Consider the following 26,315-nt stretch of genomic DNA (forward strand, 5'->3'; position numbering starts at 1 on the left):
TCAATGTCCACTGTACTAGGGCGCCACTAGGGCGTTTTGAAGGGGGAACTGCTTAGTTTGTATCTTATGTGTGATAGTGCGGTATTTAATCAAAAATTCGCTTTATCCTTGGCGTATTCACGTGCTTGCTGTCGTGTGATCAGGTTGCGTTTGATGAGATCCTGTAAATGCTGGTCAAGGGTCTGCATGCCATATTGCTGGCCAGTTTGGATGGATGAATACATCTGTGCGACTTTATCCTCACGGATCAAATTTCGGATTGCGGGGGTGCCAACCATAATTTCCCAGGCTGCGGTACGTCCACCACCAACTTTTTTCAACAACATTTGCGAGATGATCCCGCAGAGCGATTCGGAAAGCATAGAGCGGACCATCGGTTTTTCAGCAGCGGGAAACACGTCGATGATGCGGTTAATACTTTTAGCTGCTGAATTGGTGTGCAGGGTGCCAAATACCAAGTGGCCAGTTTCGGCTGCAGTCAGTGCTAGACGGATCGTTTCTAGGTCACGCAATTCTCCAATCAAGATGATGTCTGGATCTTCGCGCAGTGCTGAGCTGAGTGCTTTGTTGAAGTCGTGAGTATCGCGATGTACCTCACGTTGGTTAATCAAGCACTTCTGTGAGGTGTGAACGAACTCAATCGGGTCCTCTATCGTGAGAATATGCCCGTGAGCATTTTTGTTGATATGGTCGATCATGGCTGCGAGGGTGGTCGATTTTCCAGAGCCAGTCGGCCCAGTCACCAGAATCAACCCCTGCGGTTCTTCAATGAGTTTGCGGAACACCGGCAAACAGCCGAGTTCGTCCAATGTCATCACCTTATTGGGAATGGTGCGAAACACGGCACCAGCACCACGCTCTTGGTTGAATGCATTGACACGGAAGCGGGAGAGTGAAGGGATTTCGAACGAAAAATCCGTCTCCAGGGCTTCCTCATAGTCGCGTCGTTGCTTATCCGACATGATGTCGTAAATTAGCGATTGCACCTGCTTATGGTCGAATGCGGGGATATTGATACGGCGTACATCGCCGTCCACCCTGATCATTGGTGGCAGGCCTGCTGACAGGTGCAGGTCCGAAGCATTGTTTTTGACTGAAAACGCTAACAGTTCAGCAATATCCATATGTTCTTTGCCCCTTGCATAGACGACGAATGGAAGAATCCTATTCGGCGCGCAGTATAGCGCACGCATCACAGTGGTGGTGTGCAGTTATCAAGTGCTTTTTGCTGTAAAGCCTATGTGATTTTTGCAGTTGCTGTTGGTGCTGAATGTTCTAAGTAAGCGCAGCAATTTGGAAGATAGATGTTTTTTTACGTAGCGCTAACGTGTTTTCGATACAGATTTTCTCTAAAGAAGTAGTAGGAAAAAATTGTACCACTGCAAGCACTCAGTTTTAGCGCCGTGTTATTGGATGCGTGTTGTTGAATACATCCATTCTTTCTGATATGGCTTATTAAGCGATTCACAATCAGACCGACGGCCTGAGTCGCTTAGCCACTCGACTCGGGGTTTTCCTGTACTTTATTGATTGCTTGTACTTGCTCAGGAGATAGTAAAGAAGGTGATAGCCATATGATTGTCTGTTCATTTGCTGTGAGAAAGTAATACATGGCGTTTAATACATGTGCGTTCCACCCGTCATCGGATTTTCTGAGAGTGGCAGGACGCAGCGGCATATAAGATGGTGTCGAGCACCTTTAGATTTGTCTAATTAAAGTTTCTGTTTGCATTCAAAAGTATCGACATATTGTGTGTCGCGCGTGAACGAAGTAAGCAAAGATGGCAGCTTCGCAGTCCGGTAAAGAGCATCTCTTGCAAGGTCAGGGGCGAGCTGGGATCGGCAGTGTTCAACCACTGTGTGTTCTTTGCCTCCAGAGTGGCAGTGGTCCCAGCCAATTGATGCAGTTGATGGTGATCAAAGGAGAGGCGTATGACATCTGTTGTCTGCTTGCTCTGGAAGGTTCGGTAGTTGGTGATGTATTGGCAGGGTGAGATAGCAAGCGATAAATATCACTGATGTGCCAGATGATGTTGTTGCTGATGCTGTGCTTTTACAGTTAAGTTTATTTGGTGTGATTAAACGTGCCTTGATCTGTTCGTCTCCTGATCGGCTTCATGTTGTGGTTCGGAACAGTAGGTAGTTCATGCGTCAATAATATGATGCGGGTTATAGGATATTTCGGTTGTTTATCATTGGTGTGATTGCTTTTAAATTGCGGAACCTATTTCAGAATGACCATGCGTGATCTAACGTCGCAAATGTCGGCAACCATTTTTAATTGAAGGTTATGCATGGATGACTCAGCAGGCCATTCGGGCGAGGATAATGCGCTGATGGAGAAACATTTCATGGCTGCGGTAGTGGTCACCTTCCAGAGTGGCAGCACCATTGATGTTTGTTTGGCGCGCTTGCGCGCTGCTAAGGATGTAGCCGAGATTTGTGTGGTCGATAATGGCTCGCACGATGAGACTTTGAATATTGTGCAGTGCCATGCTTTGGCCGACCCACGTGTACGTTTTGTTGCCAACCTCGATAATCCTGGGTTTGCTGCCGCTTGTAACCAAGGTGCTGCTGATGTCAGTGCCCCATGGTTGGTTTTTGTCAATCCGGATCTGATGGTTGAGCCGGAGATCTTGGCACAGCTACGTGCATATGCTGAGGTGTATGTCCCAGCGTTGCTAGGCGTGGAGCAGGTCGATGAACATGGGTATCCGGATCCTGCAGTACGCCGACGTGATCCCGATTTTGCGGCGATGCTGCGCAATCCGCGACGCGGGACACAACTGGCAATCCCTGCTGATCCGACTCAGTCACTGCAACTGGTACCGGCATTGTCCGGTGCATTGATGTTGATGTCGCGTTTGCTGTTTGAGCGTCTTGGTGGCTGGGATGTGGGGTATCGATTGCATGCCGAGGACTTGGACTTGTGCCGACGTGCGCGCCAGGTTGGTGCTACTGTCGCGGTGGTCAATACATTGCAGGTAGTACATCTGCGTGGTGTTTCCAGTCGTTCGCGGCCTTTTTTCGTCGAGTGGCATAAACATTGTGGGCTATGGCGGTACTTCTGTAAGTTCGAAGCGCCGCAGCGCGGGTTACCGGTACGTTTAGGGGTCTGGCTTGCGATCTGGAGTCATGCTTTCTTCCAGTGTCTGGGTGTGTGGCTGCGTCGGCGTTAACTAGTGATACGGCATTGTGTGGTTATTACTTACTATGCTGCGGTGCAACAGTCAGTGCCAGCGACTCGCAGCGGATGCACCCAGCATCGCTTTCTATTAGAAAATCTTGTGGTAGGTGGAACAGTAAGGACCATTTCATTATGGAAGATGCGTGCACAGCCCGTATCTTTTCTCTATCCCCTGAGCAAGCACCCTGCTGTGCTGGAAGGTGGCAAATCACGGTTGCTCAAGCGGTTTGGATCGTTGAATTACTGGTTGTACGTATTGATGAAGATGAGCAAAGCCAACAATGTGTGCTTGGTTTGTGCTTGTGGTGCCGCTGTGTATGTGGAGTGTGGCGTTAGCATACGACCGCAAGAAAGCGTTTGTCTGACTCTGACAAAGAACGATGTAATTTCCAGAAAGATATTCATTGATGGACGTTGTGAGGCTTATCAGGGAGACAAATCAGCAATAGAAATCACTGTGCTAAAAGGGTGTGCTCGAACAGGTCTGAATATGCTGAGGTCAATATTTGTATGTTCTGGATTGGGGATGGTTGAACTTCCCTGCGTTTTTATAGGATGTGTGCACCTTTCCAATGTCAATATGCACACATGGTTTCATCTGCTATTGAGCACGGATTGACGTGTGTTAGCTTTCTGCATTACGAATATGTAATCCGTGATCAGCCTGCATCCTTTCATCTGGATTATCGATAACGACCGGATGCGCTTGCGTGCGCCGATACTCTTGGATTACATGACCGTAACGCCAAATTTGTATGGCAACGTGAGAGGTGATTTTCCAAAAGTCGCGTACCATTCGAAAATGACTTTTGCGAAAGATATTCGGCGAATGGGGAGTGCTGTAACGCGCTTCTATTGGCACAGCAATCATACGTGCGCCAGCTTGGCGTGCAGCTGAGATCAACAATTGTGCCTCGAATACGAAGTCTTCTCCGGATACATCGGGCAGGGTAAATACAGAGGCTGGATAGAAGCGCTGCCCGCTTTGAGTGTCGACAATGCGACAGCCGCAACCCCAGCTAATCCCCCAATCGCCGAAGTGATTACCTATGCGTCGGATCCATGGTTGTTCGGAGCGCTTGCGTAGTCGTGCACCGATGATCACACAACCAGGATGATAGTTAGCTGCGGCTAGTAGGCGGGGGAAGTCGGCAGCACTATGTTGGCCGTCGCCATCCATGGTGATTACTCCTTGTACGCCCAGTTGGGTGGCTGCGGCGAAGCCACTGCGCAGTGCTGCACCTTTACCACGGCGTTGTGGGTGTCGTATCAGGATGATCGGCAGATCGGAGATGCAGTTAGCGGTGCCATCGTCTGAGCCATCATCGACTACGATCACGTGTGGACAATACGCGAGTGCGTCGGTGATGACTTTGCGGATGCTGAGTGCTTCATTCAGCGCTGGGATGATGATTGCAGTGGTATCTGCGGTCAGTACTATCTTATTCAACGCAGTAATTCCACATGTAACAGCTGATTTGTGCCGGCGTACAGCGCCGTTTTTGTATCTATGCTGGCCAGTGCATCGAACAACGGTAACATTGGGGCCATCGCGTTAGTTGCGGCATGTCGTGCCAGTGGTCCGGTTTCCGTAGGAGGATCGCCATTGCCTAAGTGCGCTCGTAATCGTATCCGGTCTGGACGGGATGCGTTACTCAATACCAAGGCACCTGCTAATAGGCCATGACTGCACAATACCCTACTGAAAGGTCCCACCGCGTAGCTATCGTAGCCGACCACAAGCACTGCTTTGGTACCCATTGCCAGTTGTACGAGTCCTTCCAGCAAGCCTTGGGCAAAGCTGGCTTGGCCGGCGCTGAGTGCAGTAGTGGGTGTCAGGGCATGTGTACCAATGGTCCAATACGCGGCAGCGGAGTTATGTACGGAATTGTGGAACTTGGTTGGCGATACGGCAATCGGCTCCTTGGCCAGCGTTTTGCACATATAGTCAGCGATTTCTTGGTCGCCATAGGTGGAGGTGAACACGGATGGCAGTTGTGCCGGATCGTACTCAGCATCAATGCAGGCGGCCAGTGCCACTTCTAGGGATACGGCAACGGTGTTCGATGCACGTCGGCGCTCGTTAGCGGCCAGTAGTTGCGGGGTAGGGCAGGCTGAAGCCGACTGCGGTGCAGCACCAGCAACAAAGCGGCATGCGGCTGCCCAGCTGGGGAGTCTGTTGTACCAAAAGCCGATCCCTTCGACAGTGGCGCTTAGCACGCTCATGCGTCCGCTCTTTTGAATAACAACGCGCAATTATTACCTCCGAAACCGAAAGAGTTATTCATCGCGTACAGGATTGGTGTGTGTGCGTTTTCGCAACGGATCTGCGGTCCGCATACTGGGTCAAGCTGTTCGCTATTCATGGTGCCTGGCAGGATGTTCCCTCGCAAAGCCAAGAGTGCAATGGTCGATTCAACGATGCCAGAAGCACCGAGGGTGTGGCCGGTCCAGGCTTTGGTCGAACTGGCATGCAATGTCGGTGGGAACAGTGCGGCTATTGCCACAGCTTCAATGCTGTCGTTGGCAGGACTGGCGGTGCCATGCAAATTCAGATAGCCAACTTCACTGGCATCTACGTTGGCTCTGGCCAGTGCTTCTTGCATGGCCATGCGGGCTCCTAATCCTTCAGGGTGTGGTGCGGACATATGGTGGGCATCGCTGGATTCGCCGTAACCACACAGCAACAGATCCGCATCGGGTGCTAGGTCGAGTCTTTCCAGTAGTGCAAAGCCTCCTGCTTCACCGAGTGACAGACCGGCCCGATGTACATCAAACGGACGGCATGGTTCTGGTGAAACTAATTGAAGTGCGTTGAAGCCAAACAGCACACTGCCACATAGGGTGTCCACACCACCAACTAGGGCGGCGCTCACTACGCCTGAGGTAATTAGGCGTGCTGCTTGTGCGAATACTTTGGCGCTAGAGGAGCAGGCGGTCGCTACGGTAACGCAGGGACCGCACAGGTCCGTGGCGTGTTGTACAAAGTTGCCTAGTGAATGCGGAGAGTGGATGACGGCTCTTTGCAGATCGTCTGGGAAGCGTGCGCCCTCGGCATCGTATTCCAGTCGGGTATACGCCTCTTCACTTGCGCCGATGCTGGATGTTGAGGTGCCCATGATCACCGCCATCTGTGTTTTTCCATGCCGTGTTCGTGCGTTTGCAACTGCTTCGGAAAAGTTATCTTGCTGCAGTGCCAGCCAAGCCAGCCGGTTGTTGCGGCACTCCCAGGGATGCAATGCTTGAGGGAGGGTCATGGTTTCCAACTCCCCCACGTCCCCGATCCAGCACTTAAGTGGATGTACGCCAAAATCATTGCGGCGTAGCCCACTACGACGTGTGCGTAGTGCTTCATTCAGTGCGGCTTGCCCATGACCTACCGCAGTGGTAGCGGTGAAGGCGGTGATAGCGATAGGAGGCATACGTGCTGAAGTTTGCAATGAACTCATTCGAACAGATTCGTTGGGCGTGAATATTTAATTAGTATATTGATGCTATCAAGCCAGACTGTCAGTTGGTTGCAATATTAAGGCGTGGTACTTCTGGGATTCACTGGTGATTTCCGCCACAATTTCATTCAAATTCAGACTTCTGTGTAGCTACATCCGCATGCATGATTTGTTCATAAGGTTTACCGCAACCGGGAGACTTGAGTGTATTTGTCTGATTACGTTTGCTATATCGTCAGATATGGCGCGTTTGCAGCTTCTAATGTTCACGTTCGTACTTGAGGTCACATTGATCTCTGATGCGTGCTTGGCGCACAGCGTTCGCATGAAAGTACAGGACCAACTGACTGAATGCTATTTTCTATTGCCGCTGTGTTTGTTTCGATCAGTCGATAGGTTGGGAGATGATTGAGATTTTACGCGTGCGTACACCGCTGAAATTGTCTGTGTTGGTGCTGTCTCTGGCAGTGCTACTGCATCTGCTTGCCGGTTTTGGGGGCGTGGCCGTGCTGGCGTTATGGGGAGTGCAACCGATGCTGGCATTGGGTGTTTCCTGGTTACGTGGTACACGCCCACTGCCTCATTCACTGCGTGAGCTGTGGCGGCAATGGCTGCTGCTTGCTGTGCTGTGGGCTGCTGGTTTGACTGTAGTGGTGTTGCCTGCGTTGTGGCCACTGGCGGTGTTGTGCAATAGCGGTAGTCTTGAGGGGGCATTGGTGTTGAGTGCTGCTGTCAGCGTCAGTCTGCTGGTACTGTGGCGTACTTGGCCATTATGGCCGCAGATAGAGCGTGGGCCGTGTACGTTTCGCAGCAGCTGGTACGTTTTTCCAAGTCATAATTTGGCATCCTGGTCGGGTCTGGGTATCGCAGTGCTGGTCCTGATGATCGGTTCAGTAGCGGTGGCGCTGGCTTGGCCTGGGTTGCTCACACTATCCCTGCGTTGGGTATTAGCTGTTGTTGCTGCGTTGTTGGCACCGGCGGTGCATGTGCTGTTGCAACGTGTTCAATCGCGTGGGTTGACAGCAAGGGTGGAGCCGCCAACGCCAAGAGAGCCGTTGCCCGAGGTGACGGCCACCCCAGAGACGGTGCCACCGATCCCAAGTGACCGACTTGTGGCGGATTTGTATGAAGCAGCCCGCACTGGCCGTGTTGATCGTGCGTTGCAATTGCTTGAGGCCGGTGCTGATCCACATGCACTGCCATTCGAAAACGCACGTGATCAACGTAGTCTGATGGTGCTGGCTGCAATTTTGCCGGACCTGCGTTTGCTACGTGAGCTCATCGTACGTCGTGTTGATGTTAACCAGCGACACCGAGGGATGACAGCATTGTTAGCGGCCACTCGTGACAGTTGGCATGGTCGGTCTGAGGCGGTACAGACGTTGCTGGCAAATGGTGCTGATCCACGTGTTGTCGATGCTGATCGTAATACTCCCTTACATCATGCCGCCCGCAGTTCTGATCCTGGGGTGGCGGCGTTATTACGTGATGCGGCGGCTGAGTTGGATGCGCTCAACTGCGATGGGTTGTCGCCGTTGGCTGCGGCTTGTCAAGTAGGTAATTGGCGCTTGGCCAAATTCTTGCTTGAACGTGGTGCCCAGACAGAGCCGATTGGAGGCACTCCGGTTTTGTTGGCTGCGGCTGGTACCGATGAGGATGATCCAACCGGCGTACTGTTGCTGCTGAAGCATAAGGCTCGGGTAGATGCGCGTGATCGTTTACGTCGCACTGCACTCCATGAGGCTGCCGAAGCGGGCCACAGTGAGATTGTCAAAGCGCTGCTGGAGGCTGCCGCCAACCTGGAGGTGCGCGATATGGCGGGACGCACGCCCTTGCTAGAGGCAGCCCGACAGGCACGCATTGTAGTGTTGGAGTGCTTGTTGTCTCACAAGGCCGACAGGTTGGCTGTTGATAGTGAGGGCCGTAATGCGGTGTTTTTGGCTTGCTTGTCTGAGCGGGTGACTCTGCCGCTGATCCGGGGTTTGCTCGAAATTGGCGTGCCAGTCGTTGCGGATAAGCATGGTCACCGTCCCGTTGACATTGCTGCCAAGGTTGGGTGCTGGTCGATCGTATCTCTGCTTGATCCTGACTATCCTCTTCCGGTGGTCGTCAGTGAACCTGTCAGTGTCGGTGGGGTGCTGGATCGCCCCCCCCTGACGTTGCTGCGTGATGGACTACAGTTGGGTAGTTTTGGCAGTTTGTCGGAATTAATTGAGCTGTGTAGTGCAGAGGAGCTGGGGACGCTTCTGCACGATCCACACTTTGCGTTGAATCCCGATGTGGTGGATTGGTTGCTCACTCATGGAGCTTCACCAACGGTGCCCAATAGCTCTGGTAACGTGCCGATGTTTTCATTATTGGCGCTTGGTATTGAGGCAGTACCGGTCCTGAAGGTGTTCTTGCGTCATGGTGTATCGCCCGCTGGTGCCGGTGGGTTGGGGCTGTGGTTGGCTTCCTGTATGCAGTGTGATGCGGCCTCCCGTAGTCTGGAGCAGTTTGCCTGCGAGTTGTTGGAGCATGGTGCTGATCCGTTGATGCCTTCACCAGATGGCGATTCTCCGTTGGTGCTTACAGTGCGGTTGGGCTGGTTACGTTTGCAACAGGCTTTACTGGAAGCTGGCGTGAATTGTGAGGTCCGTGACAGCTACGGTATGACAGCGTTGCACCAAGCAACGGTCCTTGGTCGTGAAGCGGCTTTAAAGCTCTTGGTGATGCATGGTGCAAATCCGGATGCACGTACTCCAGACGGCCAGACTTCGCTGGGTATGGCCCTATCCAGTAGTAGGCGTGATTTAGCTACATGGTTGGACTGGCGTATTTGGCCCCTGCCGCGTCGTCCATTACGACATGCGGATGTTCCGGATGCAGCGATGAGGGGAGATACGGAGGCGGTTCGTCGCTTGCTTGATTTGGGGTTGCCTGTAGATGCGGTTGATACGCAGGGGTGTACTGCGTTATTGCGTGCTGCCGGTGGCGGCCATTTGCAAGTGGTGCGTCTGTTGTTGATGCGTGGGGCCGATTTACAGCGTGCCGCCAACAATGGCGCCACGCCGTTGTCGGCAGCGGTAAGCATGCGTCAGAACGAGATCATCCCTGCTCTTTTGGACGCAGGTGCTCCACTTGAATACCGTTTTCCGGAGGAGATGACGGTACTGATGTTGGCCGCTGCGCTTGGTTTCCCCGATATTGTAATGCGTTTGATTGCGGCTGGTGCTGATGTGCATGCCAGTAACGTGCAGGGTTTTGCTGCACTTCATTGTGCAGCGTTATATGGTTTTAGTGCTCGCGATAAAACGAGGTTGTTGGCGTTGTTGGATGCGTTGCTTTTGGCTGGAGCGAATCCGGGACAGCTTGCTGACGGTAAAATCACTCCATTGCTCTTGTTGCTTGGTGCGCGTGCTGAACGAGGCGCGGTTTGTGATGAGCAAGTGGTACTGGCTGGAGTGGAGCGCCTCCTTGAAGAGGGGGAGACTTTAGACGTGGTAGACACACGGGGTTTTGGTCCACTTCATTTGGCTGCGCTACATGGGTTGCCGCTTTTAGTGAAATGTTTGTTGCGTGCTGGCGCTGATTCAGAGCGTCGTGACGCGTTAAATCGTTCCCCGCGTGAGATTGCAATTATGCGCGGTTTCATTGATGTTGCTGGACAGTTTGAGTCGGAGCAACTGGGTGTTGCTTCGATGGGACGGTTTTTACGTGATGAGTGTTGAGGTGGCTTGTTCTTGCTGTAGTGTTGGTTGTTGATTGGAAACGATGGTGTCTCGTTAGATGCGCAATACGGAAGTGTGTTGCTTCATAACAGGTAAGTAAGCGGGTGTATTGTTTCGCTGATATTGCTTCACTTGATTGAGCTTTCAATGGGGCCAGGGCTTAGAGCGGTTAATAAAAATAATTGGTTCAGAAATTTTTCTCAGCGGTATCGTAGTATTTCTGTGTAAATAGATCTGTGATTCACAAAAAAGCGCATAAATGCTCTTTTTTCATTGTTTGTGTGCCACTCTGTTATCTGTATTCAGAGCGATTAGGCTAAAAGTTTGTATTGGTGTTAAGTGCACCGCACACTTTAAATTTGATCGCAATTGCCCTCGCGGCGTTTGGGGCTGATGGAAATCAGCCTGGTGACATCAAGTAATGCTGCAAAAAGGTGCATACCCCCAGGTGCCGCTAAGTAGCGGGGACACCAATTTGGTGAGAATTTGGCTTTGAAGCGACGTAGACCACTGAAACCGTAGAAGCGTTCGCCATGCCGTGCGATTAGGTTGGCGAACCGATTCCAGCGCCCCGCTAAATGATGTTGCGCTAAGCCTGATAGTGGTGCCATTCCTAAAGAAAACCGTTGGAAACCTTGCTCTTTTCCCCACAGGAACATGGTTACGAACAAAAAGTCCATCGTGCCATTAGGTGCGTCTTGGCTATATCGCATCAAGTCTATTGATAGCTCGCTGCCTGGTTGTGCTTTTAAAATGTTTGCAAAGGCGATGATTTTCTGTTGTGCTTCATGCTCAATTACCGCGATTGGAAAGCGATATAGGTAGATGGGATCGAAATTTCCTAGAGAAAAACTTTTCTCTTCGCTGCCCTTTTCTTCCAGCCATTCGTCAGAGATCTGACGGAGCCTATCCATCAGTGGTCTGACTTCTTCTTCCGAAAGAATACGAAAACGCAATCCCAGTCGTTTCCCTTTGTTGAATGCTTGCCGCATTTCGGCGTTAGCAGATCCTTCGAGGCTGAATTTTTCAAGGTCAATGATTGCTTCTTCTCCAATCTTGACCATAGTCATGCCTAGATCCAAGTAATTTTGCCAATAGTTGTCGCCGACTTGATAGAACACTGGGCGTAATCCAAGCCGGTCAGCGACTTCACGGAAGCGCCAGATCAGTTGGATCGCTGCTTCAGGTGGCCCAATGGGGTCACCCATTGCGATCAGTGAACCGCCGTAGCGCTGCATCATTATGAAGCTGTGTTTCTGTGGGTCGTGTAGTAACGCCTTATCCCCGGTCATGGCCAGACAGGCTTTTGTGTCTTTGTTATTGGCAAGTATCGGCAATAAGGCTTGCAACTCAGCTTCACTGGCTGGTGTGAAGGGTCGCCGGGCGTTATGCAGTAAACGCGCCATACCGAACACGATGAGGCAAACACATATCAATAACAATGCACGTAGTGCGCGCGGCGCGTTTCCAGAGGTTGCAAATTCCCACCACAAGTCGTTGCTGTACTCAACGTGGCTATAGACGAAGAACACTAGCCAGAAGGTGCTTACTATGACGATGCCTATATTGCTCAACCAGCGCCACGACCAAGCTTCGTCGAGCAGGGCACTCTGGCGGTAAAACTCGCGCCGCGCCATCCAAAGTGTTACTGCGGTCAAGCCAGCCCACAGTGAAACCGAGTAGTGGCTACCACGTAACAGCGCCAGTGGTGGGAGTAATATGCAGATGCCTAAGGCTAGCAGCCAAGCTGAGTGGCTACGTCGTTGCAGCCCTTGGCCAATGAGTAATAGGACAATGCCACCGAGACTGACTAGTAAATGTGAAGTCTCAATGAGGGGGAGGGGGGCGACCTCTTGTCGTGATTTTGGTGTCGGTAAGGTGCCATCAACCAGCAGTATCGTACCGATTGCAAAAACGGCTAGTGCGATGATTTGGGGGATCCAGGGGCGTACGGTGTTCCAGATTGCAATTGCGGTGCCGGCGCTGACTCGCATTGGTTGGCGCAGACCGCTACTTGCAGCCATCGTCAGCGCAATGAGGGTAGGCAAGACGTAATAGGTAATGCGATAGGCCAACGCTGCTGCCAGTACTACGCTAGGCGGAGTGTGAGGCAGAAGTTTGAGCATGCTCCATTCGAAGACACCCAGTCCAGCCGGCACTGTGGATATCAACCCGGCGACAACAGCAACTAGCCATAGGCCGATGAAGCCGAAGAAGCTTGTGTTCGCTTCTGATGGCAATAGCACATAGAATGCGGCGCAAGCTAGACCTAACTCGACGATACTGAGTGCAGTGACGCCTAGCACGGTGCGTCTATCCGGTATCCAAAAGCGTTGCCGACCGATGCCGAACTCTCGACCGTTGCTGTTAACAAGCCACAACATCACTAGGAATGCGGCGAGTAAGGCAATACCTGTGCTGCGGATCCCTAGTGTGTCCAGTGGCAGTATTGGTGTCGCTGTGGCGGGTTCGAGTGCTAATGCCAAGCCCAGTAGTACCCAAGCACCAAATATGAAGCCCAAGGTGCTCATCAATACTATTTGGCCGATTTCAATGAGGCTCAGTCCCACTTTGCTGTAGCCACGTAACCGTACTGCACCACCTGTCAGTGCGGCAAAGCCCAATGTCTGGCCGATTGTGTGGGCGAGGAAGGCGGTAATCGCCACCCGTGCAGGATGTGGACGTTTGCCGGTACGTTGTAAACCGATCCAATCGAAGCCTACCAAGCAAGCGTAGCTACACAGCCCAAGTACTAGGGTCAGTACGATTTGCCAAGTGGTAAATGCTTTGAATGCTAAGCGGATCTGGTGATAGCCATGATTAGTAAAGTGGCCAGACAACGCATGTAACGCCATGCCGAGAATGAGCAGACTGATGAATACCGGTATGGCACGGCGCCAGCCAGATTGGCGGTGTATGTTGTGGGTGCTGCTGTTATCTGTCATGAGTCGGTCATTCCTCAAGAGAACATATCCATTTCCAGACTGTTACTTAACAGTAGGCGACGCCTCAAGGGCGACAGGGCGACAGATTGAGGGGCAAAGTATGAAAAGGTAGGAATGGCATGATCCATTGCTGTCAGTGTTTCCGAATGACATATAAATCATTCCAGCTTAATTCATAATTTTTATTGTAGCGATCTTGCTGTAGCCGTGCTATTTGTTCGATCTACGCTGTAGGGGGTGCAGTTGAGTGGAGGGAGATGCATATAATGCATCGTGAAATAACCCTTATCCTGTTAAATAAATAAATGAATCAATCGATTAAAGGGTTATAGCCGCTCCGCAATATTGGGAGCGCTCCGCAATTCACCGCGTAGGCGTCACCTTCGCTCCTTTGCGTTTACGTACGTAGTGCTCTGTCATCACCACCGAGGTATGGCCCAACTGTGCTTGCGCTTGGCGTATATCGCCCGCCAAATCTGCCTTATCGGTCGCCGCTTTGGCGCGTAGATCGCGGAATTGAAATACCTCCTTGGCGATCCCTGCGGCAGCGCGTACTTTCCTAAACCTGTAAGCTAATTTTTTCCAATTCAACCCCAAGCCTTTTTCATCCACAATCAAACGTGTACTACGCAGCTTCATCCCCCGCTTGCGATCAAAAATACGCTTTATTAAAACTGCCAATTCACCCGTAATCGCAATCGCCAATTTCACTCCCGTTTTAGCTTGGCAAATCTCCAAAGCGCCATTAACAATATGGCGCTCATCCATAGACACAACATCACTCACACGCTGCCCCGTCAGATAGGCGAGGTCCATCGCATCCCTGAGCGTTTGGTCCGCTGCCTGGTACACAGCGCGGTACGTCGTATCATCTATATACACGTCGCGCCCCCGCTCCTTATTACGCCGGATACCCCCACAAGGGTTAGGAAGATCAGTAATTCCCTTACTCCGCGCCCAATTCCAAAGATGCGAAAATAATGCTACTTCGCGATTAGCGCTTACCTTAAAAGGCCGCCAATCTAGATACTGGCGGATATTCACAGGTTTAATTGACTCAAACGGCGCGGGGGGATCGTCGAAAAACTGCAACAGATAGTTTAAATATACGTGGTGCATGCGCTGGGTGTTATACGCCTTTGTTGGGATCACCTCAGCGCGGTAACGCTCGGCCACATGGCGGAACGTCACCGCAATCGCAGGAGTGATCTGCGCATGCTCCAGCTCAGCCCACCGCTTGATGGCTAACCCGTAGTCGCGTCCTAGTGGCGTCTCTTTGCGTGGCTTGCCGCCATGATCGTAGTAGTAATACACCACGCCGGACTTCTGAGGGCGCACGCGAAACCTCGGAATTGCGCCTGCTTTGATTGGCTTACGTCCCATAAGCGACCTTATTAGACTTCCACACAGGCCGAACCACCGCAGAAGGCGGCATCGCGTCAATTGCAGCACGCAGCACGACAGGCCAGTCATGCGCATCCAGATAATGCCGAATGCCGTTCTTCCTAAGAAAAGCGGCTTGGCGAGCGCGTTGCGGAGTACCGCATAACTCGGCAACCTCACTTCTAGAAAGACATAAACCAGCGGCTGGGGGCATGTCTCGTAGTTGTTTTGCTTGCGTCTCAATCATTGTCTGATTCCTGCTCGGTTTCCTCCCCCTGCTTCTTTGCATTCATCTCCTTATAAGCAGCTAACGCTTTAATAAGTTCTGAAAAATGACTCACACATTCATCGGATAACTCGAGTGGTGGGGTGTCTTGATGCTTTTCATTTGATGGGTTGTTCATAACGCTATGGCTCCTTGTGATGTGAGTGGTTTGCCTGTTTCTCTGCGTTTCACCGCTTCCAGCAGCAGGTCCTGTACTTCGCGTTTAGATTCACGGCGGGCCATCACCAATTCATCCACCGTGCCCGCCGCCACGATGTGGTGAATAAATACAGGCCGCTTATGTCCGGCTTGCGCCTGACGTGTCGGCCCAATGCGTTCGATGATCTGCTGGTACTGCTCCAGGTCCCACCAGTGGCCAAAGAAGGCCAAAATATTTCCGCCGTCTTGCAGATTTAAGCCATGACCGGCACTGGCCGGATGGGCAAATAGCACGGGAATGTTCCCCGCATTCCAATCGCGGATCGTGTCGGGGTGTTTGTCCAAAGCACGCCCCTTGGGGAAGGCACGCTGCAACCGTGCGACATCACTTTTAAAGTGATACGCCACCAACACCGGCATACCGGCGGCTTCTTCGATAATGTCGTGCAGCGCCTCTAATTTCGCATCGTGCACGACTTCCCAGGCCTGACGTGTGTCATCGGTGTACAGCGCACCATTGGCCAGTTGCAGGCATTTAATTGTCTTGCTGGCGGCGTTAAAGGCTTCTACTTCAGCACCGCATTCCAAGGCGATGAACATATCTTGTTCCATCGCCTTGTACAGACGTTGCGCATGTGCTGGCAACGCAACGCGAATCGTATTGACAATCGGCTGGCATAAATCGAAGTACGCATGTGGATCAAGTGATAAACAGATATCGCGTATCTTGTCTTGAATCTCTTGAGATGCATGTGGCGTGGGCACAAAGCGCACCGCATGCGGATCACTGCCGATCTGCATCGCACGGAACCAGCGATCGATAAACGCTTTAAAATGCGTCCCAAGCCGTGCCCCACGATCCACCATCCACATCAGCGCCCACAGGTCCTGTAGCCCATTGGGCGCGGGCGTGCCGGTCAACCCAACGTAGCGCTCCACCTTGGTATGCACATGCGTGGCCAGTGCGCGGGCGCGCCGTGTTCCTTGCCGCAGCCGGAACCCTTTCAACTTGGAGCACTCATCGGCGACCACCATACGGAACGGCCAACGGTCCTTGTAAAACTCCACTAACCATTTCAGAGTGTCGTAATTAATGCAGTAGATATCCGCCTCCTGCTCCAAGGCGTGGCGACGTGCTGCCGCACTACCCACGACCACGGACACCCGCAGATGGCGCAAATGGGGGAACTTGGCCACCTCATCCGGCCATGTCGTGGCCGCAACGCGCAGCGGAGCAATCACCAAAATAGGCGCAATGTCTTCCACCACCAGAAGCACATCTAACGCCGTCAGCGTGGCTACTGTCTTCCCCAAACCCATGGGCACAAACAGATTGCAGCGTGGGTGCGTCAGGATGAAATCAACGATGGTGTGTTGGTAGGGGCGCAGGTTCATGCCAACGCTCCGTGCAGCACTTCAGGATGGGTGGGAGGCACGCTGCTATACTCGCCACCACATGGAGCTAAAGCGGGGTTATGTGTGACATCCGTAGCGTTCGATACGCTTAAATTTGCGAACCGGCTGAAAACGGCAGGGGTTCCCGCGGCCCACGCAGAGGCCGAAGCCGAAGCCTTGGCCGAAGTGCTAGAAATAAATTTACAAGGCCTTGCTGAGTCTGAATCTAAAAACGGCAAGGCATTAGCGCGCCTTGAAGCCGATATGAAGGAAGGCTTTGCGCAGGTGAATACGCGCTTTGCGCAAGTTGACCAGCGCTTTGAGAAAATAGACCAGCGCTTTGCGCAGGTTGACCAGCGCTTTGAACAAATCGCTAAAGATTTTGCACAGCTGGATAAAAACATGGACCAGCGCTTCGCCCAAGTAGACCAACGCTTCGTTGAAATAAAAGGCGAAATGCTGCTACTTAAATGGATGTTTGGGGCCCTCGTAGGCGGTGTGACTGCACTGATCATCAAAGCGTTTTTCTGAGTCACGCCAGCACCTCATCCACGCCTTTTAAGGAATCGACCACGACCACGCGCTGGCCCATGCCGCGCATGCGCTCATGCTCACGGACTTGATGCGGTGTGCACTGCTGGCCTGGGGCTTTGAGTTCCACCCACAGGGTGCGCCCGTTGGGCAGCATGGCGATACGGTCCGGCGCACCGTGGCGGCCCCCCCATTTCACCTTGCGGATTTCACCGCCCTTGGCCCTGACCTGGGCCACTAAATAACGTTCGATTGTCCGCTCACGGGGAATGGTCATCATTGCTTCCTATACCGGTGGGTTTCAAAGCCTTCCGCCGCTAAGGGCAACCCTTGTGCCCAGGGGGGCGGTGTGGCCATGAGTGCGGCCAAGTGCGCGGCATTGAAAGCGGCGTTGTCATCGGCTTCGGTAATGATTTCGTCGTGCACGGTAAGCACGATGCTGTATCCGGCGGCTTCAATCGCAGGCATGCAGGCGGCCAACACGTCGCGGCTGACAGCTTGGGTGATGTTCTCGACCAGCTTGCCGCCGTAGGTGGTGATGCGCGTCCATTTGCGCGTTACCGGATGCGTGCCCATGTAGGACAGCGCGCCGTGCTCATCGACTCTGGGAGCGGCGTAGTAAAGCACCCGCCCCGACGGCAGACGCAGACGCAGCCATGCACGGCTGTACTGCACTGTGATACCGCAGCAGGTGTGCGCCGTTTCGGGGTGGCCGATGGCGTCTGTGACTGCGCACTGCAACGCCTGCCAAAACGCGGCAATGGCCGGATGCGCGTTGCGCCATGCGCGCTTAAACACATCGCAGGCCAACCATGCGCGATCTGAGAGGCCGAAGGTGGGACGGTGGTTGGCCTTGGTCCATTCAAGCAGTTCCGTTGCCTCCTGAAGTAGCAGCGGCGGTAAGGCGGCCTGCGCGGCCATCGCCTCCAAATCAATGTGATACATGGCCGCAAAGGCGGCAAAGGCCCCGACACCGCCGCCATACCCCAAGGCCAATTCCTGCACTTTGCCGATTTGGCGTTGCTGCTTGGTCACGGCCTGGGGCGCTATCCCGAACGAATGGGCGTAGGCGCGCTTGTAAATGTCGTCCCCTTTGCGAATAGGCGCGTGCTCGGCATTCCATTGCAAGGCGATCGGTGCCCCGCGCAGTGCGCCGTGAGTGATGGCCTCGCCGCTGTGCCATGTACCATCCACCCCTTGGCAGGTATCAAACTCACCAAACGCGTGCAGCTTGGGGGTTTCACCGGCCAGCCACGCCAATACGCGGCCTTCAATGTTGGACAGATCGGCCACGACCAGCTTTTTATGGGTTGGTGCAATCAGACAGCTGCGCAGCGCGCTGCTGGTCAGCGCCATGACATCGTCAAATACTAAATCCACACAACCGGCTTTCATGGCATCAATGCCAACCGTGATCGCTTCTTGGCTGAGCGTGGGGCGGGGCAGGTTGTGCGGCTGAAACAGCCGCCCCGCCCACCGTCCGGTGCGACTGGCCCCGTTGAATTGCAGCGTGCCGCGCAGGCGGCCATCGCGGCTGGTGCAGTTCAGCAGCGCCTGATACTTAGCGGTGCTGGTGGTGCTGGCTTGCCTGCGGATGGACAGCAGTTCCCGCACCGTCTCTGGCAACAGCGGATCGTCAAGGCAACGCTCTACCGTGTGTTGCTGCATGTCCGGCAACGCCACGCCGTGCGCGGTGCTCAGGTGGTGTAACAGTGCATCGCGCTGGGTTGCCGCCTGCACCACTCCTGCTGTGAGGTCACTGGTGCGCTCGGCCAATGCTTGCTTGGCGCGTTCCACAGCGCCGATGGCGGCCTGCGCTAAGTCCGTATCGACCAGAACGCCTCGGTCATTAATAGTTTGGTCCAGAAACCACAGCGCCAGCTCCGCCCCCGTGTAGTTGTGGGACGGCAAGCGCTTCACCACGTCCCGCATGGCCGTCACATCGCGCCTGGCGTACTCCACAAACTGTGCCCATTCGGTCGGATGGGTGTCACGTGTGGCACGGCGCAACGTGCAGTGGGTCGGGCGTGGTTTGCAAAACAGTGCAACGAGCCGTTTGCCGTCCTTGGCCTTGGCTTGCTCCACAGGAACGCGCAGCAGCTCGCATAGCGTACCCAGCGCCCCAGGCAGCGCATGGGCCAAGGCCTGGGCCATTGAATCGCGCCAGCGCTCCAAGGGGATGCTGATGCCGCAATGGCGTAGTACGGTTCGGTCAAAATGGGAGTTGTGGAAATACAGCAGCACCGCGGGGTTGTGCAGCGCAGCCGACAGCTCCTCAGGCATCGTTGCCGTGGCGGTGCAGTCCCACACCTGCACCGGCCCCTCACCCAAGGCGTAAGCAAACAGCAACAGTTGTGCTTGCTCGGCATACGCATGCACGCCATGGGCAATCGGGACGGGGGAGTACGTCTCTAGGTCCCCCCATAGGATCGGTGCGGGTGGCTGCGCGGTGGCCATCTCAGGCGGCGACCTTCAGCGAGTCAACCACCGTCGGATTCCAGAGAATTTGGTAGCTGCTATGCCCGTTGCGTGAGTACGGAATGGCTTCGCCCCATACGCGACCGGCTTCGGTTAATTCCCAGTCGTCGCGTTCATTACGGAATTGCAGGCCACTGGAGGCTAATAATTGGTTCACCGCCTTGGCCGAGCAATGCAGCTGCTTGCCTAGTTGCGTGGCGTTGAGCAGGCAAAGCGGTTCCTGTAACGCAGGCAATGCGCGGCGTATTTCTTCGGTCGTTAAATTCGTATTGCTTTTGATACAGGCCAATGTCGCGGCGGCAGCAATTCCTGGTTTTACGCCAGTCACTTTGGAAACGAATTGGCCGATTAACAGGAGTGCGGCAACGCGATCCTGTGTCGGCCCAGGCAAGGTGGGCAGTGCTCCTGGTGTGGAGTAGGTGCCTGTCTTGCGCAGGGTGGGCAGAACTTCGCTCGTCACCCAACGCTTAAAACGCTTGGCCGCAGGTTTTGTGCTGCCCATGATCAGGGAGTACAAACCGGATTCGTTGATGTGGTTAACGCGTTGAGTTCGCCCCAGCGCGTCGGTGACCTCCAACTTCTGGAGGTCATCTACATCCACGTGGGATTCAATGGCTTGATGTGGATTACCAAACTCCAGAACGGCACAAACATCGTTGGCGTTGAACCAAGGCGCATTGGCCTCGTCGAGTTGAATACGCACATCTTTTGATTCAAATTGGAATGGAGTGATTGCGTTGGCGGAATGAGTGGAGTGGTCAAGCGCGGGACGGTTGCCTGTCTTGCGCAGGGTGGGCAGGACTTCCTCAAATACCCAACGCTCGAACCGCTCTGCGGCAGGGAGTTTGCTGCTCACAATCAAGCGGAGCATGTCAGGCTCGGAGATGATCCGGATTTCTTGAACTCCGCCTGACGTCTGAAGGGGGTAACGCTTCGGCACCCCCCTGCAATGATCGCCCAAAGCTTTGTTATGGTTGGTGTAACCGAGTACATCGGCAACGTCTTTGCCGACAAACCACACTTCACCGTGATCATCAACCACGGTACGCACGGCGTGCGATTCAAATTGGAATGGGGTGATTGCATTCATTGCGTGGTCCTCTGTGGGTTGGAAGGGGCTTGGGATGGAAGGCGCGTGATGCAGCGGGACAATGTGTTGGCCCGCTTTTCGAGCTGCGGCTGCGGGCAGTGCTTCACTGATGAGCCACTGTCTAAAGCGTTTAGCCGCCTCTTTGGTGCTGCCGATGAGCAAGGCGTACACCCCTGACTCATTAAGATAGTTAACGTGTTTGGTCCGCCCGATAGTGTCGATGGCGGCGCGTTTCGATACGTTCTCCGCATCCACATGCTGAGCAAGTGCAGCACGCGGATTTAACAACTCCAACGCCGCGCAAATGTCATTGGCGTTGAACCATCGCCGCTTGTGTTCGTCGAGCTGGACACGCACGGCGTGGGATTCAAACTGGAGATGGAATTCAGAGGGTGCATTCATGATGTTGTCCTTACGATGCAAGCCGGTGGAGGGTGCGCGTTTCTCGGCCCTGCCGTTTCGTGTGCTGCCAGTGGTGTGAATCCGATTCACCCCCACGGCATGGCTCCTTCAACATCCTCCAGCTCGGCGACGTTGCTCAGGTCCTCGAAGTCCTCCACGCTGGCCACACCGCCTCCAGCGAACGCCTCACCATCACGCAAGAACTGCACGCCCCCCAGCGAGGCGTTAATCCGCTTGCCGTAGTTGTTGTCCTGCGCCCAGAGTTCTATGTTGGCGTTGACGTAGCATCCGGCATACGGCCTGCCGTCCTGCGCGGCGAGCGGGGTCCTGTCACGGTCGATCACCAGTGGCCGTGCCTTGTTACGCGCAGAGACGTATAGGTGCCCTGCAAACCCGTCATAGCTGGCTTTCAGGTCGCCATCATGCAAGGCGACTCTGTCGCCCATACGCATCTGTTTAAGCTGGGCCGCCGCCTTAGCGCCCCATTTGTCATTGGCCATCTTGTCAATGGCCTGGTTAAGGGCTTTGACTTGCGGGTCAGCAGGGTCGATGAGGAAGCAGGCCGAGAAGGCGGCCTCGCCTTCGCCATTGACTTTCTTGGGTTCAAACAACACGGGGAAGGCTAAGCGCACGTTTTTTAGGGTGAGTTTCATTACGGTGTCTCCTGAGATTGAAGTGAGGGTGCTGTGTCTGGGAGTGGGGGGATGGGCATATCGCTCAAGTCCTGGAAATCCGTCGCGTCCTGAAGGGCGAGCGCGGGGCGTTTATCCGATGTGGGAACAACAATGGGCGCCCCTGTTGACCTATGAATGAGCGGTTGGAGCTTTGGCCACTGGCGATCACCAATGACTCCGACCTGGTGGAGTTTCTCGGCACGCGTGGGGCTGATGAGAGACACGTCGTACATGTCTTTGAATTTGATGCGCAGCTGTTTGAGCATGGCTTCAGCGGCGGTCATGTCCGCCCAACGGCGCGGCCCCTGTCGGCCTTGAACCACCTTGTATCCAGGCACGGGCTGACCTGAAAGCAACTCCGCTGCTGCCCTGTCGCGAATAGATTTGCACCAGGATTCGATTAACTCTGTTGCGCCAAACAGGCAGGCCAGTGTGGTGTTGTCAAACGTGCGCAGCTGCGCGTAGCTGAGCTGCGGGACAATGGGCTTTGTGAGGTCGACAAAATCATCTGCCACCGTGTTCAGTACATGCGTGGCCAACGCAGGGCAGCTCGCTTTGGCCTTGCAAAACCGGCAGGGCGTTTCTGCGGGGCCGAAATACTCTGAAGGCAATTCGCCTACGTTGTTGTAGTGCCACATCGCAGCCCTACACCGCGCTGCGCCTTGCGCAACTTTCCGCCTAAAATCCTCCATCTGGGGGAGGGTGCGCACCCACTCATCGGCATGCCCAAGCCGTGGTTGCACGATCACTAGCCGCACGTGCTGAAAGGCTTCCACCCCTCCAAATTCACTCAGCGCTGCCAGCGCATACAGCTGCAATTGCTCATTGCCTTCGGCGAAGACTTTGACGCCTCTGCCGTATTTGAGATCAACGATGGTTAGCTCATCCCCCGCTAAAATCACCACATCAGCGGTGCCTTTAGCGTCTTGCTCCCCAGTGATGGAGGCAATGCGTAGGGGCTGCTCGACCAGGCGCACCCCCGCAATGGCGCGTACATAGTCCACATACTCCTGCACGTACGCCGCCATCTCTGCGGTGACTTCCCAGCGGTGGCCGTTGACCTCATGGCATGCCCCCACGTACGCGCTGGCATCGGAGCCGGTGCGTAATGCGTCGGCAGCCACCGTATGGGCCACGGTGCCTTCATCGGCAAATGGGCTGGAGTCGTCTTTGCAGGTGCGCGTTAACGGAACGCTTGCCGGACAGTGCAACCAACGATGCGCACTGCTCGGGGATAACATGGCGTGCTGGCTCATGTCTCAGCCTCTAAGGGCAAACCGCGTTCGTGGGCGATGTAAAATCCTTCGATGCGCTCCATCAGCGTTGGGTACAACTCCGGAGGGATTTGAGAGAGGCCAGCCACGCCAAATGACTTCAAAATATCGTCGGCGTATCTACGCTTAAAATCCTTAGACAGGCGCGTTAGCGCCTTTGCTACATCAAGATAGGTCAGTGCAGGAGCAGGCTCCGTTGTCACCTCAGTAACAGAGGGTTCTGCGGTGCGCGGTGCATCGTTGGCAGTGCGCGGCGTTGTATCCGTTGGGGGAGGAGGTGCCGCCGGTGGAGGGCTAGGGGTGTTATCGCTGCGCGGTGTATTGTCAAGCACAGGTTGCGCGGGGCTGCTCGTGTTGCGGGGCGGGTTAAGCACCGCTAACACAGCGTTTAATTGGGCCTGATCGGTAATCGTGACGGTGATAGGAAACATGGGCTTTTTTCTCTCGTGTGTGGGGTGTTCCGTTCCGATGTGTTGTCCGTTGTCACCACAGCGCATCGCCGTCTTGCTCCAGTGCGTCACGCACCTCTTCGTAGTCTTCTAGCAAGCCTTTAAGACGCGATAACAACTCCCTTTCCACAGGCGTAAAACGCTCCACGGCTTGCCTGGTTGTTAGGTCATTCACAAGTTCGCTATCGCTCATCGAACGCATGAATATTTCTGTCGGCATGGGAGGCGACATATAAAAACTCCTTCCAGAAAAACGTTCGGGATTAGTGTTTAATCAATAACGATGAAAGCGTTTTAGCGGCTTCGTAGTGCGCGCGGCGAACGCGGTAATTGGCGATGCGTAGTGCATTGGGCATTGCTCGGGTATCGCGCAAAATGCAGCTGGCTAACCCAGGGTGTGCGTAGTCATTGCAACGCGCTGTGTGTTGTTCTTTCGGTGTGCGATAGCGGTTCATCGGTGGGTTTTTCCTGTGTCAAATCACGCCGCACGTGGCGGGCTGGGATGCGTGTTGTTTCGCATTGATTTGCGGTGGATGGCTGTGACGGCAATAACGGCTGGGAACCCAAAGCGCCGGTAGGCGTCAGACTTCGCCTCAACAGTTTTCTGAAACAGGCCGGTATAGGTGTACACACCCTGCTTGGTGCGTGCGGTGATGGTGCAAGGAATCATGCGTATTCCTCCTGCATGACATCGCCCCACATCGCGTGAAAGCATTCTGCTTCTTGGCGCATTTCTTCCTTGATTTCCTGCTCGGCGAGAAGATGTAATTGCCTCAGGCGTGCGAGTCCTTGCACTTCGGCTAATGCATAAAGATGTTTTAATATATCGCTGCCGATTAACTGATCCGAAGGGAAAGTATATAAATCCGCTAAAGCACTTCCCATCGCTTTATAATGCTCAGTAGATATTATATCCGCCGCCCGTTCATCCGCTTCCGCTAGTTTATCTGGGTTATTTAAATACTCATTAACCCGCGCATCGACCCGCTCGGCAAAATACTCTTGGTAATCATCTTCCGGTGGTTGTAAGCGCGGATCGTTATAACTGCTATATCCAATGCCAGCCATTACGCACCTGCCTTTGGTGTAGCAGTGGCATCAGTACGCATCTGGCCACGGACAGGGCGGACGTGGTACGGCGTTGTTCGAGGTGCTTTAAAGGCGTGATCTTTGCCGAATTTAACAACCCAAGTCTCCCCCCTCTGTTCGTCGATATCCGGCGTACAAGTCCATATCCAAGTGCCTGAATCCCCCCAATACCAAAATTCATCTGCACCATTAGCAGATAGTGCCTCTTTAAGGGTGGGAACGTGCCAATCTTCATAACCGCCGACCGTTAATCGGCGACATACATTTGCCGCAACGCCATAACAGCTATCCTGATTCGTCCAGATGCCGACAAACCCAGCCAGCCACTCAAGCTCCGTATGGTTATCCCGCGTAATGATGTGGTTGCCGTATATGTCGTTGATTTTGGTGAACCTAGCGCCCCCTGGGGTGGGGGCGTTTTCGAGGGTCGCGGTGCTCATGCGGCCACCTCATCGCTATCGGTGTGCTCGCCGCTAACGGCGTGGCATGACATAAAAACGGCATCTTTGTAAGCGGCACGGACTTGCTCATATTGCGGATGGCTACTATCCACAATGAAGTAATGGCAACTCCTGTCTTCGCTATCAAAGCGAACGACGAAGCAGCGGCACACCAAATCACTAAACAGTGGCAGCGGGCGATCAAGGCAGCTTACTTTGATCGCTGAATTAGGATCGCGTGGTGATACCAAGGAGTAGCTAGCGCGCTGTAACTCCGCGGCTTCCTCATCCCGAATGCCGTTCCAATAAAACAACGGCGCTTTTTTAGTTTCAGATGCGGCCACCCCGTTACTAGCGGCAGCTTCGTATGTAGCTAAAGCAGCACGAGCAGCATTACGCTTTTCTTGTCGCTTTTTCTCCGATGCAACGAGCTGCGCTTCATAGCGATTGAGCCATGCTTCAAAGGCAGCTTTAACTTGCGCATGCTGCGGGTGGGCGATGCGTACAGTGAAATGATCATTGCCGTAAGGACCCGTCAGCCCATCGGCGCTGTTGTACACCTCAAAACAGGAGTGTATTAAAAGGCTAAATCCCCTCGCGTCGAGGGCAGTCACCCTGATAGCCGATTCGGAATCGTATGGTGGTCGCAATGTGTACATAGCGCGTTGCAACTCCGCGCCTTTCTCGTCCCGAATGCCGTTCCAGTAGAACAGCGGCGCTTTTTGAGTCCCTGATAAGGCCTTGCTAGCCTGAGGCTGGGCTTGCTCGCTAACGTTTAATGTCATTTCAATATCTCCTTGCCCCTGCCGCCGGGTGCGGGTGTCGTGGGGCGTGTTTGGGTGTGGGTGTTGAGCGCGGTTATGCTTGGTGCCATGAACTGGACGCATTGGTTAACACTTGCTTTGGCGGTGCTTGGCGCGACGCTTGGCGTTTTTAACGCGGTGTGGATGATTCGCCGCGACACTGTTCGGCTGAAGGTTACTTACGGAGCCATGTACCCCGTCTCCGGAGGCCTGCCGTTGGGATGTGTGGAGGTGCCAAACCTGAGTTACTTGGCAGTGACAGCGGCAGCGGCGGCGGCAGCCTTTTGAAAAGGGCGCAAAGTCGACATAAGAACCCTCATCGTTGGGGACTTCCCTGAGCAGACCAGGCCCCTCCACCGAAGTGGGCGGTGGCGGTGGCGGTGCCCTTGGCCCCCTCAGCGGTGGCGTTGAGGGGGAGGGGTCCTTACGTGTTATGAACACAACCCATGCGTTGACTGCGGTAATAAATGCAGCTAAGCAGAGTATGGGAATTTGGGTGCTGTCTAACGACATCTGTTATCTCCTGGCCCCTGTGCCGCTGGTTGCGGGTGTCGTGGGGTGATGTGGAGCTAAATTAGCTAGTCCTAATTAC

At 54.0% G+C, this 26,315-nt stretch carries 27 protein-coding genes and 1 pseudogene; 6 read left to right on the forward strand and 22 right to left on the reverse strand.

Annotated elements, in window-relative coordinates:
• Positions 1–89: 89 nt before the first annotated feature.
• Positions 90–1,124, reverse strand: a complete 1,035-nt coding sequence (locus F7G16_RS06465; protein WP_004084948.1) for a type IV pilus twitching motility protein PilT — start codon at positions 1,122–1,124, stop codon at positions 90–92.
• A 657-nt stretch (positions 1,125–1,781) separates the two neighbouring features.
• Here F7G16_RS06465 and F7G16_RS06470 point away from each other — a divergent pair.
• The gene (locus tag F7G16_RS06470; protein ID WP_004087301.1) at positions 1,782–1,994 is read left to right on the forward strand and encodes a hypothetical protein; all 213 of its coding nucleotides are present in this window, start codon (positions 1,782–1,784) and stop codon (positions 1,992–1,994) included.
• Positions 1,995–2,351: 357 nt separating this feature from the next.
• Positions 2,352–3,179, forward strand: a complete 828-nt coding sequence (locus F7G16_RS06475) for a glycosyltransferase family 2 protein (protein ID WP_012382641.1) — start codon at positions 2,352–2,354, stop codon at positions 3,177–3,179.
• Between the two features lie 633 nt (positions 3,180–3,812).
• On the opposite strand, the gene F7G16_RS06480 is transcribed toward F7G16_RS06475, so the two are convergent.
• Genes F7G16_RS06480 through F7G16_RS06490 form a run of 3 tightly spaced genes read right to left on the reverse strand, consistent with a single transcriptional unit; the run spans position 3,813 to position 6,636 of the window.
• Positions 3,813–4,637, reverse strand: a complete 825-nt coding sequence (locus tag F7G16_RS06480) for a glycosyltransferase family 2 protein (RefSeq protein ID WP_011097969.1) — start codon at positions 4,635–4,637, stop codon at positions 3,813–3,815.
• The gene (locus F7G16_RS06485) at positions 4,634–5,413 is read right to left on the reverse strand and encodes a beta-ketoacyl synthase chain length factor (RefSeq protein ID WP_004087296.1); all 780 of its coding nucleotides are present in this window, start codon (positions 5,411–5,413) and stop codon (positions 4,634–4,636) included. The genes F7G16_RS06480 and F7G16_RS06485 overlap by 4 nt, the downstream gene beginning before the upstream one ends.
• Complete coding sequence (locus tag F7G16_RS06490; RefSeq protein WP_004087295.1) at positions 5,410–6,636, reverse strand: beta-ketoacyl-[acyl-carrier-protein] synthase family protein; 1,227 nt, start codon at positions 6,634–6,636, stop codon at positions 5,410–5,412. The genes F7G16_RS06485 and F7G16_RS06490 overlap by 4 nt, the downstream gene beginning before the upstream one ends.
• Positions 6,637–7,169: 533 nt before the next feature.
• Here F7G16_RS06490 and F7G16_RS06495 point away from each other — a divergent pair.
• Positions 7,170–10,346, forward strand: coding sequence for an ankyrin repeat domain-containing protein (locus F7G16_RS06495; protein ID WP_011097967.1), 3,177 nt, complete (start codon positions 7,170–7,172; stop codon positions 10,344–10,346).
• A gap of 353 nt (positions 10,347–10,699) precedes the next feature.
• Here the strand turns inward: F7G16_RS06495 and mprF are convergent, their stop codons facing one another.
• The 5 genes from mprF to F7G16_RS06520 form a co-directional block, all read right to left on the reverse strand.
• Positions 10,700–13,291, reverse strand: coding sequence for a bifunctional lysylphosphatidylglycerol flippase/synthetase MprF (gene mprF / locus F7G16_RS06500; protein WP_004087286.1), 2,592 nt, complete (start codon positions 13,289–13,291; stop codon positions 10,700–10,702).
• Between the two features lie 363 nt (positions 13,292–13,654).
• Complete coding sequence (locus F7G16_RS06505; RefSeq protein ID WP_011097966.1) at positions 13,655–14,674, reverse strand: tyrosine-type recombinase/integrase; 1,020 nt, start codon at positions 14,672–14,674, stop codon at positions 13,655–13,657.
• Entirely contained in the window at positions 14,664–14,921 is a 258-nt protein-coding gene (locus F7G16_RS06510) for a DUF4224 domain-containing protein (RefSeq protein WP_011097965.1), read from the reverse strand. Before F7G16_RS06510 ends, F7G16_RS06505 begins: the two co-directional genes overlap by 11 nt.
• Positions 14,914–15,078, reverse strand: coding sequence for a hypothetical protein (locus tag F7G16_RS06515; RefSeq protein WP_012382640.1), 165 nt, complete (start codon positions 15,076–15,078; stop codon positions 14,914–14,916). Before F7G16_RS06515 ends, F7G16_RS06510 begins: the two co-directional genes overlap by 8 nt.
• Entirely contained in the window at positions 15,075–16,493 is a 1,419-nt protein-coding gene (locus F7G16_RS06520) for a DEAD/DEAH box helicase (protein ID WP_038233072.1), read from the reverse strand. Before F7G16_RS06520 ends, F7G16_RS06515 begins: the two co-directional genes overlap by 4 nt.
• Positions 16,494–16,577: 84 nt before the next feature.
• On the opposite strand from F7G16_RS06520, the gene F7G16_RS06525 reads away from it, so the two are divergent.
• Positions 16,578–17,024 carry a DUF1640 domain-containing protein gene (locus tag F7G16_RS06525; protein WP_012382639.1) on the forward strand — a complete coding sequence of 149 codons (447 nt, stop codon included), beginning with the start codon at positions 16,578–16,580 and terminating at the stop codon, positions 17,022–17,024.
• 1 nt (position 17,025) lies between these two features.
• Here the strand turns inward: F7G16_RS06525 and F7G16_RS06530 are convergent, their stop codons facing one another.
• The 13 genes and pseudogenes from F7G16_RS06530 to F7G16_RS12755 form a co-directional block, all read right to left on the reverse strand.
• The gene (locus F7G16_RS06530) at positions 17,026–17,304 is read right to left on the reverse strand and encodes a PDDEXK family nuclease (RefSeq protein WP_011097962.1); all 279 of its coding nucleotides are present in this window, start codon (positions 17,302–17,304) and stop codon (positions 17,026–17,028) included.
• A complete protein-coding gene (locus F7G16_RS06535) occupies positions 17,301–19,481 on the reverse strand; it encodes a DNA polymerase (protein ID WP_011097961.1) in 2,181 nt (726 codons plus the stop codon). Before F7G16_RS06535 ends, F7G16_RS06530 begins: the two co-directional genes overlap by 4 nt.
• Position 19,482: 1 nt before the next feature.
• Complete coding sequence (locus F7G16_RS06540; RefSeq protein WP_004088917.1) at positions 19,483–20,592, reverse strand: BRO-N domain-containing protein; 1,110 nt, start codon at positions 20,590–20,592, stop codon at positions 19,483–19,485.
• 153 nt (positions 20,593–20,745) lie between these two features.
• Positions 20,746–20,994: pseudogene (locus F7G16_RS12750) on the reverse strand (BRO-N domain-containing protein); the annotation flags it as partial.
• Between the two features lie 86 nt (positions 20,995–21,080).
• Positions 21,081–21,647: a DUF2815 family protein gene (locus tag F7G16_RS06545; protein ID WP_004090881.1), complete on the reverse strand. Its 567-nt coding sequence runs from the start codon at positions 21,645–21,647 to the stop codon at positions 21,081–21,083.
• Complete coding sequence (locus F7G16_RS06550) at positions 21,647–22,924, reverse strand: DUF2800 domain-containing protein (protein WP_012382637.1); 1,278 nt, start codon at positions 22,922–22,924, stop codon at positions 21,647–21,649. Before F7G16_RS06550 ends, F7G16_RS06545 begins: the two co-directional genes overlap by 1 nt.
• Positions 22,921–23,439, reverse strand: a complete 519-nt coding sequence (locus F7G16_RS06555; RefSeq protein ID WP_038232209.1) for a hypothetical protein — start codon at positions 23,437–23,439, stop codon at positions 22,921–22,923. The genes F7G16_RS06550 and F7G16_RS06555 overlap by 4 nt, the downstream gene beginning before the upstream one ends.
• The gene (locus F7G16_RS06560; protein WP_004090711.1) at positions 23,426–23,623 is read right to left on the reverse strand and encodes a hypothetical protein; all 198 of its coding nucleotides are present in this window, start codon (positions 23,621–23,623) and stop codon (positions 23,426–23,428) included. The genes F7G16_RS06555 and F7G16_RS06560 overlap by 14 nt, the downstream gene beginning before the upstream one ends.
• Before the next feature lie 31 nt (positions 23,624–23,654).
• Positions 23,655–23,846 carry a hypothetical protein gene (locus tag F7G16_RS06565; RefSeq protein ID WP_012382635.1) on the reverse strand — a complete coding sequence of 64 codons (192 nt, stop codon included), beginning with the start codon at positions 23,844–23,846 and terminating at the stop codon, positions 23,655–23,657.
• A gap of 23 nt (positions 23,847–23,869) precedes the next feature.
• Positions 23,870–24,061, reverse strand: a complete 192-nt coding sequence (locus F7G16_RS06570) for a hypothetical protein (RefSeq protein ID WP_004086365.1) — start codon at positions 24,059–24,061, stop codon at positions 23,870–23,872.
• The gene (locus F7G16_RS06575; RefSeq protein WP_128712492.1) at positions 24,058–24,459 is read right to left on the reverse strand and encodes a hypothetical protein; all 402 of its coding nucleotides are present in this window, start codon (positions 24,457–24,459) and stop codon (positions 24,058–24,060) included. The genes F7G16_RS06570 and F7G16_RS06575 overlap by 4 nt, the downstream gene beginning before the upstream one ends.
• Positions 24,459–24,920, reverse strand: coding sequence for an Lcl domain-containing protein (locus F7G16_RS06580; RefSeq protein ID WP_072866409.1), 462 nt, complete (start codon positions 24,918–24,920; stop codon positions 24,459–24,461). Before F7G16_RS06580 ends, F7G16_RS06575 begins: the two co-directional genes overlap by 1 nt.
• On the reverse strand, positions 24,917–25,705 hold the full coding sequence (locus F7G16_RS12755; RefSeq protein WP_234056287.1) for a hypothetical protein: 789 nt from the start codon (positions 25,703–25,705) through the stop codon (positions 24,917–24,919). Before F7G16_RS12755 ends, F7G16_RS06580 begins: the two co-directional genes overlap by 4 nt.
• Positions 25,706–25,717: 12 nt before the next feature.
• On the opposite strand from F7G16_RS12755, the gene F7G16_RS06590 reads away from it, so the two are divergent.
• Together F7G16_RS06590 and F7G16_RS06595 are read left to right on the forward strand one after the other, a co-directional pair.
• Complete coding sequence (locus F7G16_RS06590; protein ID WP_038231792.1) at positions 25,718–26,011, forward strand: hypothetical protein; 294 nt, start codon at positions 25,718–25,720, stop codon at positions 26,009–26,011.
• Positions 26,012–26,045: 34 nt separating this feature from the next.
• Complete coding sequence (locus tag F7G16_RS06595) at positions 26,046–26,285, forward strand: hypothetical protein (RefSeq protein ID WP_128712491.1); 240 nt, start codon at positions 26,046–26,048, stop codon at positions 26,283–26,285.
• The last annotated feature ends 30 nt before the right edge of the window (positions 26,286–26,315 follow it).

This window comes from Xylella fastidiosa (genome assembly GCF_011801475.1).
Taxonomy (GTDB): Bacteria; Pseudomonadota; Gammaproteobacteria; order Xanthomonadales; family Xanthomonadaceae; genus Xylella; species Xylella fastidiosa.

Excerpts from the sequence above, each read along its gene's own strand:
- F7G16_RS06465 (WP_004084948.1), bottom strand. The coding sequence starts at position 1,124 with ATGGATATTGCTGAACTGTTAGCGTTTTCAGTCAAAAACAATGCTTCG.
- F7G16_RS06470 (WP_004087301.1), top strand. The coding sequence starts at position 1,782 with ATGGCAGCTTCGCAGTCCGGTAAAGAGCATCTCTTGCAAGGTCAGGGG.
- F7G16_RS06475 (WP_012382641.1), top strand. The coding sequence starts at position 2,352 with ATGGCTGCGGTAGTGGTCACCTTCCAGAGTGGCAGCACCATTGATGTT.
- F7G16_RS06485 (WP_004087296.1), bottom strand. The coding sequence starts at position 5,413 with ATGAGCGTGCTAAGCGCCACTGTCGAAGGGATCGGCTTTTGGTACAAC.
- F7G16_RS06490 (WP_004087295.1), bottom strand. The coding sequence starts at position 6,636 with ATGAGTTCATTGCAAACTTCAGCACGTATGCCTCCTATCGCTATCACC.
- F7G16_RS06495 (WP_011097967.1), top strand. The coding sequence starts at position 7,170 with ATGCTGGCATTGGGTGTTTCCTGGTTACGTGGTACACGCCCACTGCCT.
- mprF (WP_004087286.1), bottom strand. The coding sequence starts at position 13,291 with ATGACAGATAACAGCAGCACCCACAACATACACCGCCAATCTGGCTGG.
- F7G16_RS06505 (WP_011097966.1), bottom strand. The coding sequence starts at position 14,674 with ATGGGACGTAAGCCAATCAAAGCAGGCGCAATTCCGAGGTTTCGCGTG.
- F7G16_RS06510 (WP_011097965.1), bottom strand. The coding sequence starts at position 14,921 with ATGATTGAGACGCAAGCAAAACAACTACGAGACATGCCCCCAGCCGCT.
- F7G16_RS06515 (WP_012382640.1), bottom strand. The coding sequence starts at position 15,078 with ATGAACAACCCATCAAATGAAAAGCATCAAGACACCCCACCACTCGAG.
- F7G16_RS06520 (WP_038233072.1), bottom strand. The coding sequence starts at position 16,493 with ATGAACCTGCGCCCCTACCAACACACCATCGTTGATTTCATCCTGACG.
- F7G16_RS06530 (WP_011097962.1), bottom strand. The coding sequence starts at position 17,304 with ATGATGACCATTCCCCGTGAGCGGACAATCGAACGTTATTTAGTGGCC.
- F7G16_RS06535 (WP_011097961.1), bottom strand. The coding sequence starts at position 19,481 with ATGGCCACCGCGCAGCCACCCGCACCGATCCTATGGGGGGACCTAGAG.
- F7G16_RS06540 (WP_004088917.1), bottom strand. The coding sequence starts at position 20,592 with ATGAATGCAATCACCCCATTCCAATTTGAATCGCACGCCGTGCGTACC.
- F7G16_RS06545 (WP_004090881.1), bottom strand. The coding sequence starts at position 21,647 with ATGAAACTCACCCTAAAAAACGTGCGCTTAGCCTTCCCCGTGTTGTTT.
- F7G16_RS06550 (WP_012382637.1), bottom strand. The coding sequence starts at position 22,924 with ATGAGCCAGCACGCCATGTTATCCCCGAGCAGTGCGCATCGTTGGTTG.
- F7G16_RS06555 (WP_038232209.1), bottom strand. The coding sequence starts at position 23,439 with ATGCGCTGTGGTGACAACGGACAACACATCGGAACGGAACACCCCACA.
- F7G16_RS06560 (WP_004090711.1), bottom strand. The coding sequence starts at position 23,623 with ATGTCGCCTCCCATGCCGACAGAAATATTCATGCGTTCGATGAGCGAT.
- F7G16_RS06565 (WP_012382635.1), bottom strand. The coding sequence starts at position 23,846 with ATGAACCGCTATCGCACACCGAAAGAACAACACACAGCGCGTTGCAAT.
- F7G16_RS06570 (WP_004086365.1), bottom strand. The coding sequence starts at position 24,061 with ATGATTCCTTGCACCATCACCGCACGCACCAAGCAGGGTGTGTACACC.
- F7G16_RS06575 (WP_128712492.1), bottom strand. The coding sequence starts at position 24,459 with ATGGCTGGCATTGGATATAGCAGTTATAACGATCCGCGCTTACAACCA.
- F7G16_RS06580 (WP_072866409.1), bottom strand. The coding sequence starts at position 24,920 with ATGAGCACCGCGACCCTCGAAAACGCCCCCACCCCAGGGGGCGCTAGG.
- F7G16_RS12755 (WP_234056287.1), bottom strand. The coding sequence starts at position 25,705 with ATGACATTAAACGTTAGCGAGCAAGCCCAGCCTCAGGCTAGCAAGGCC.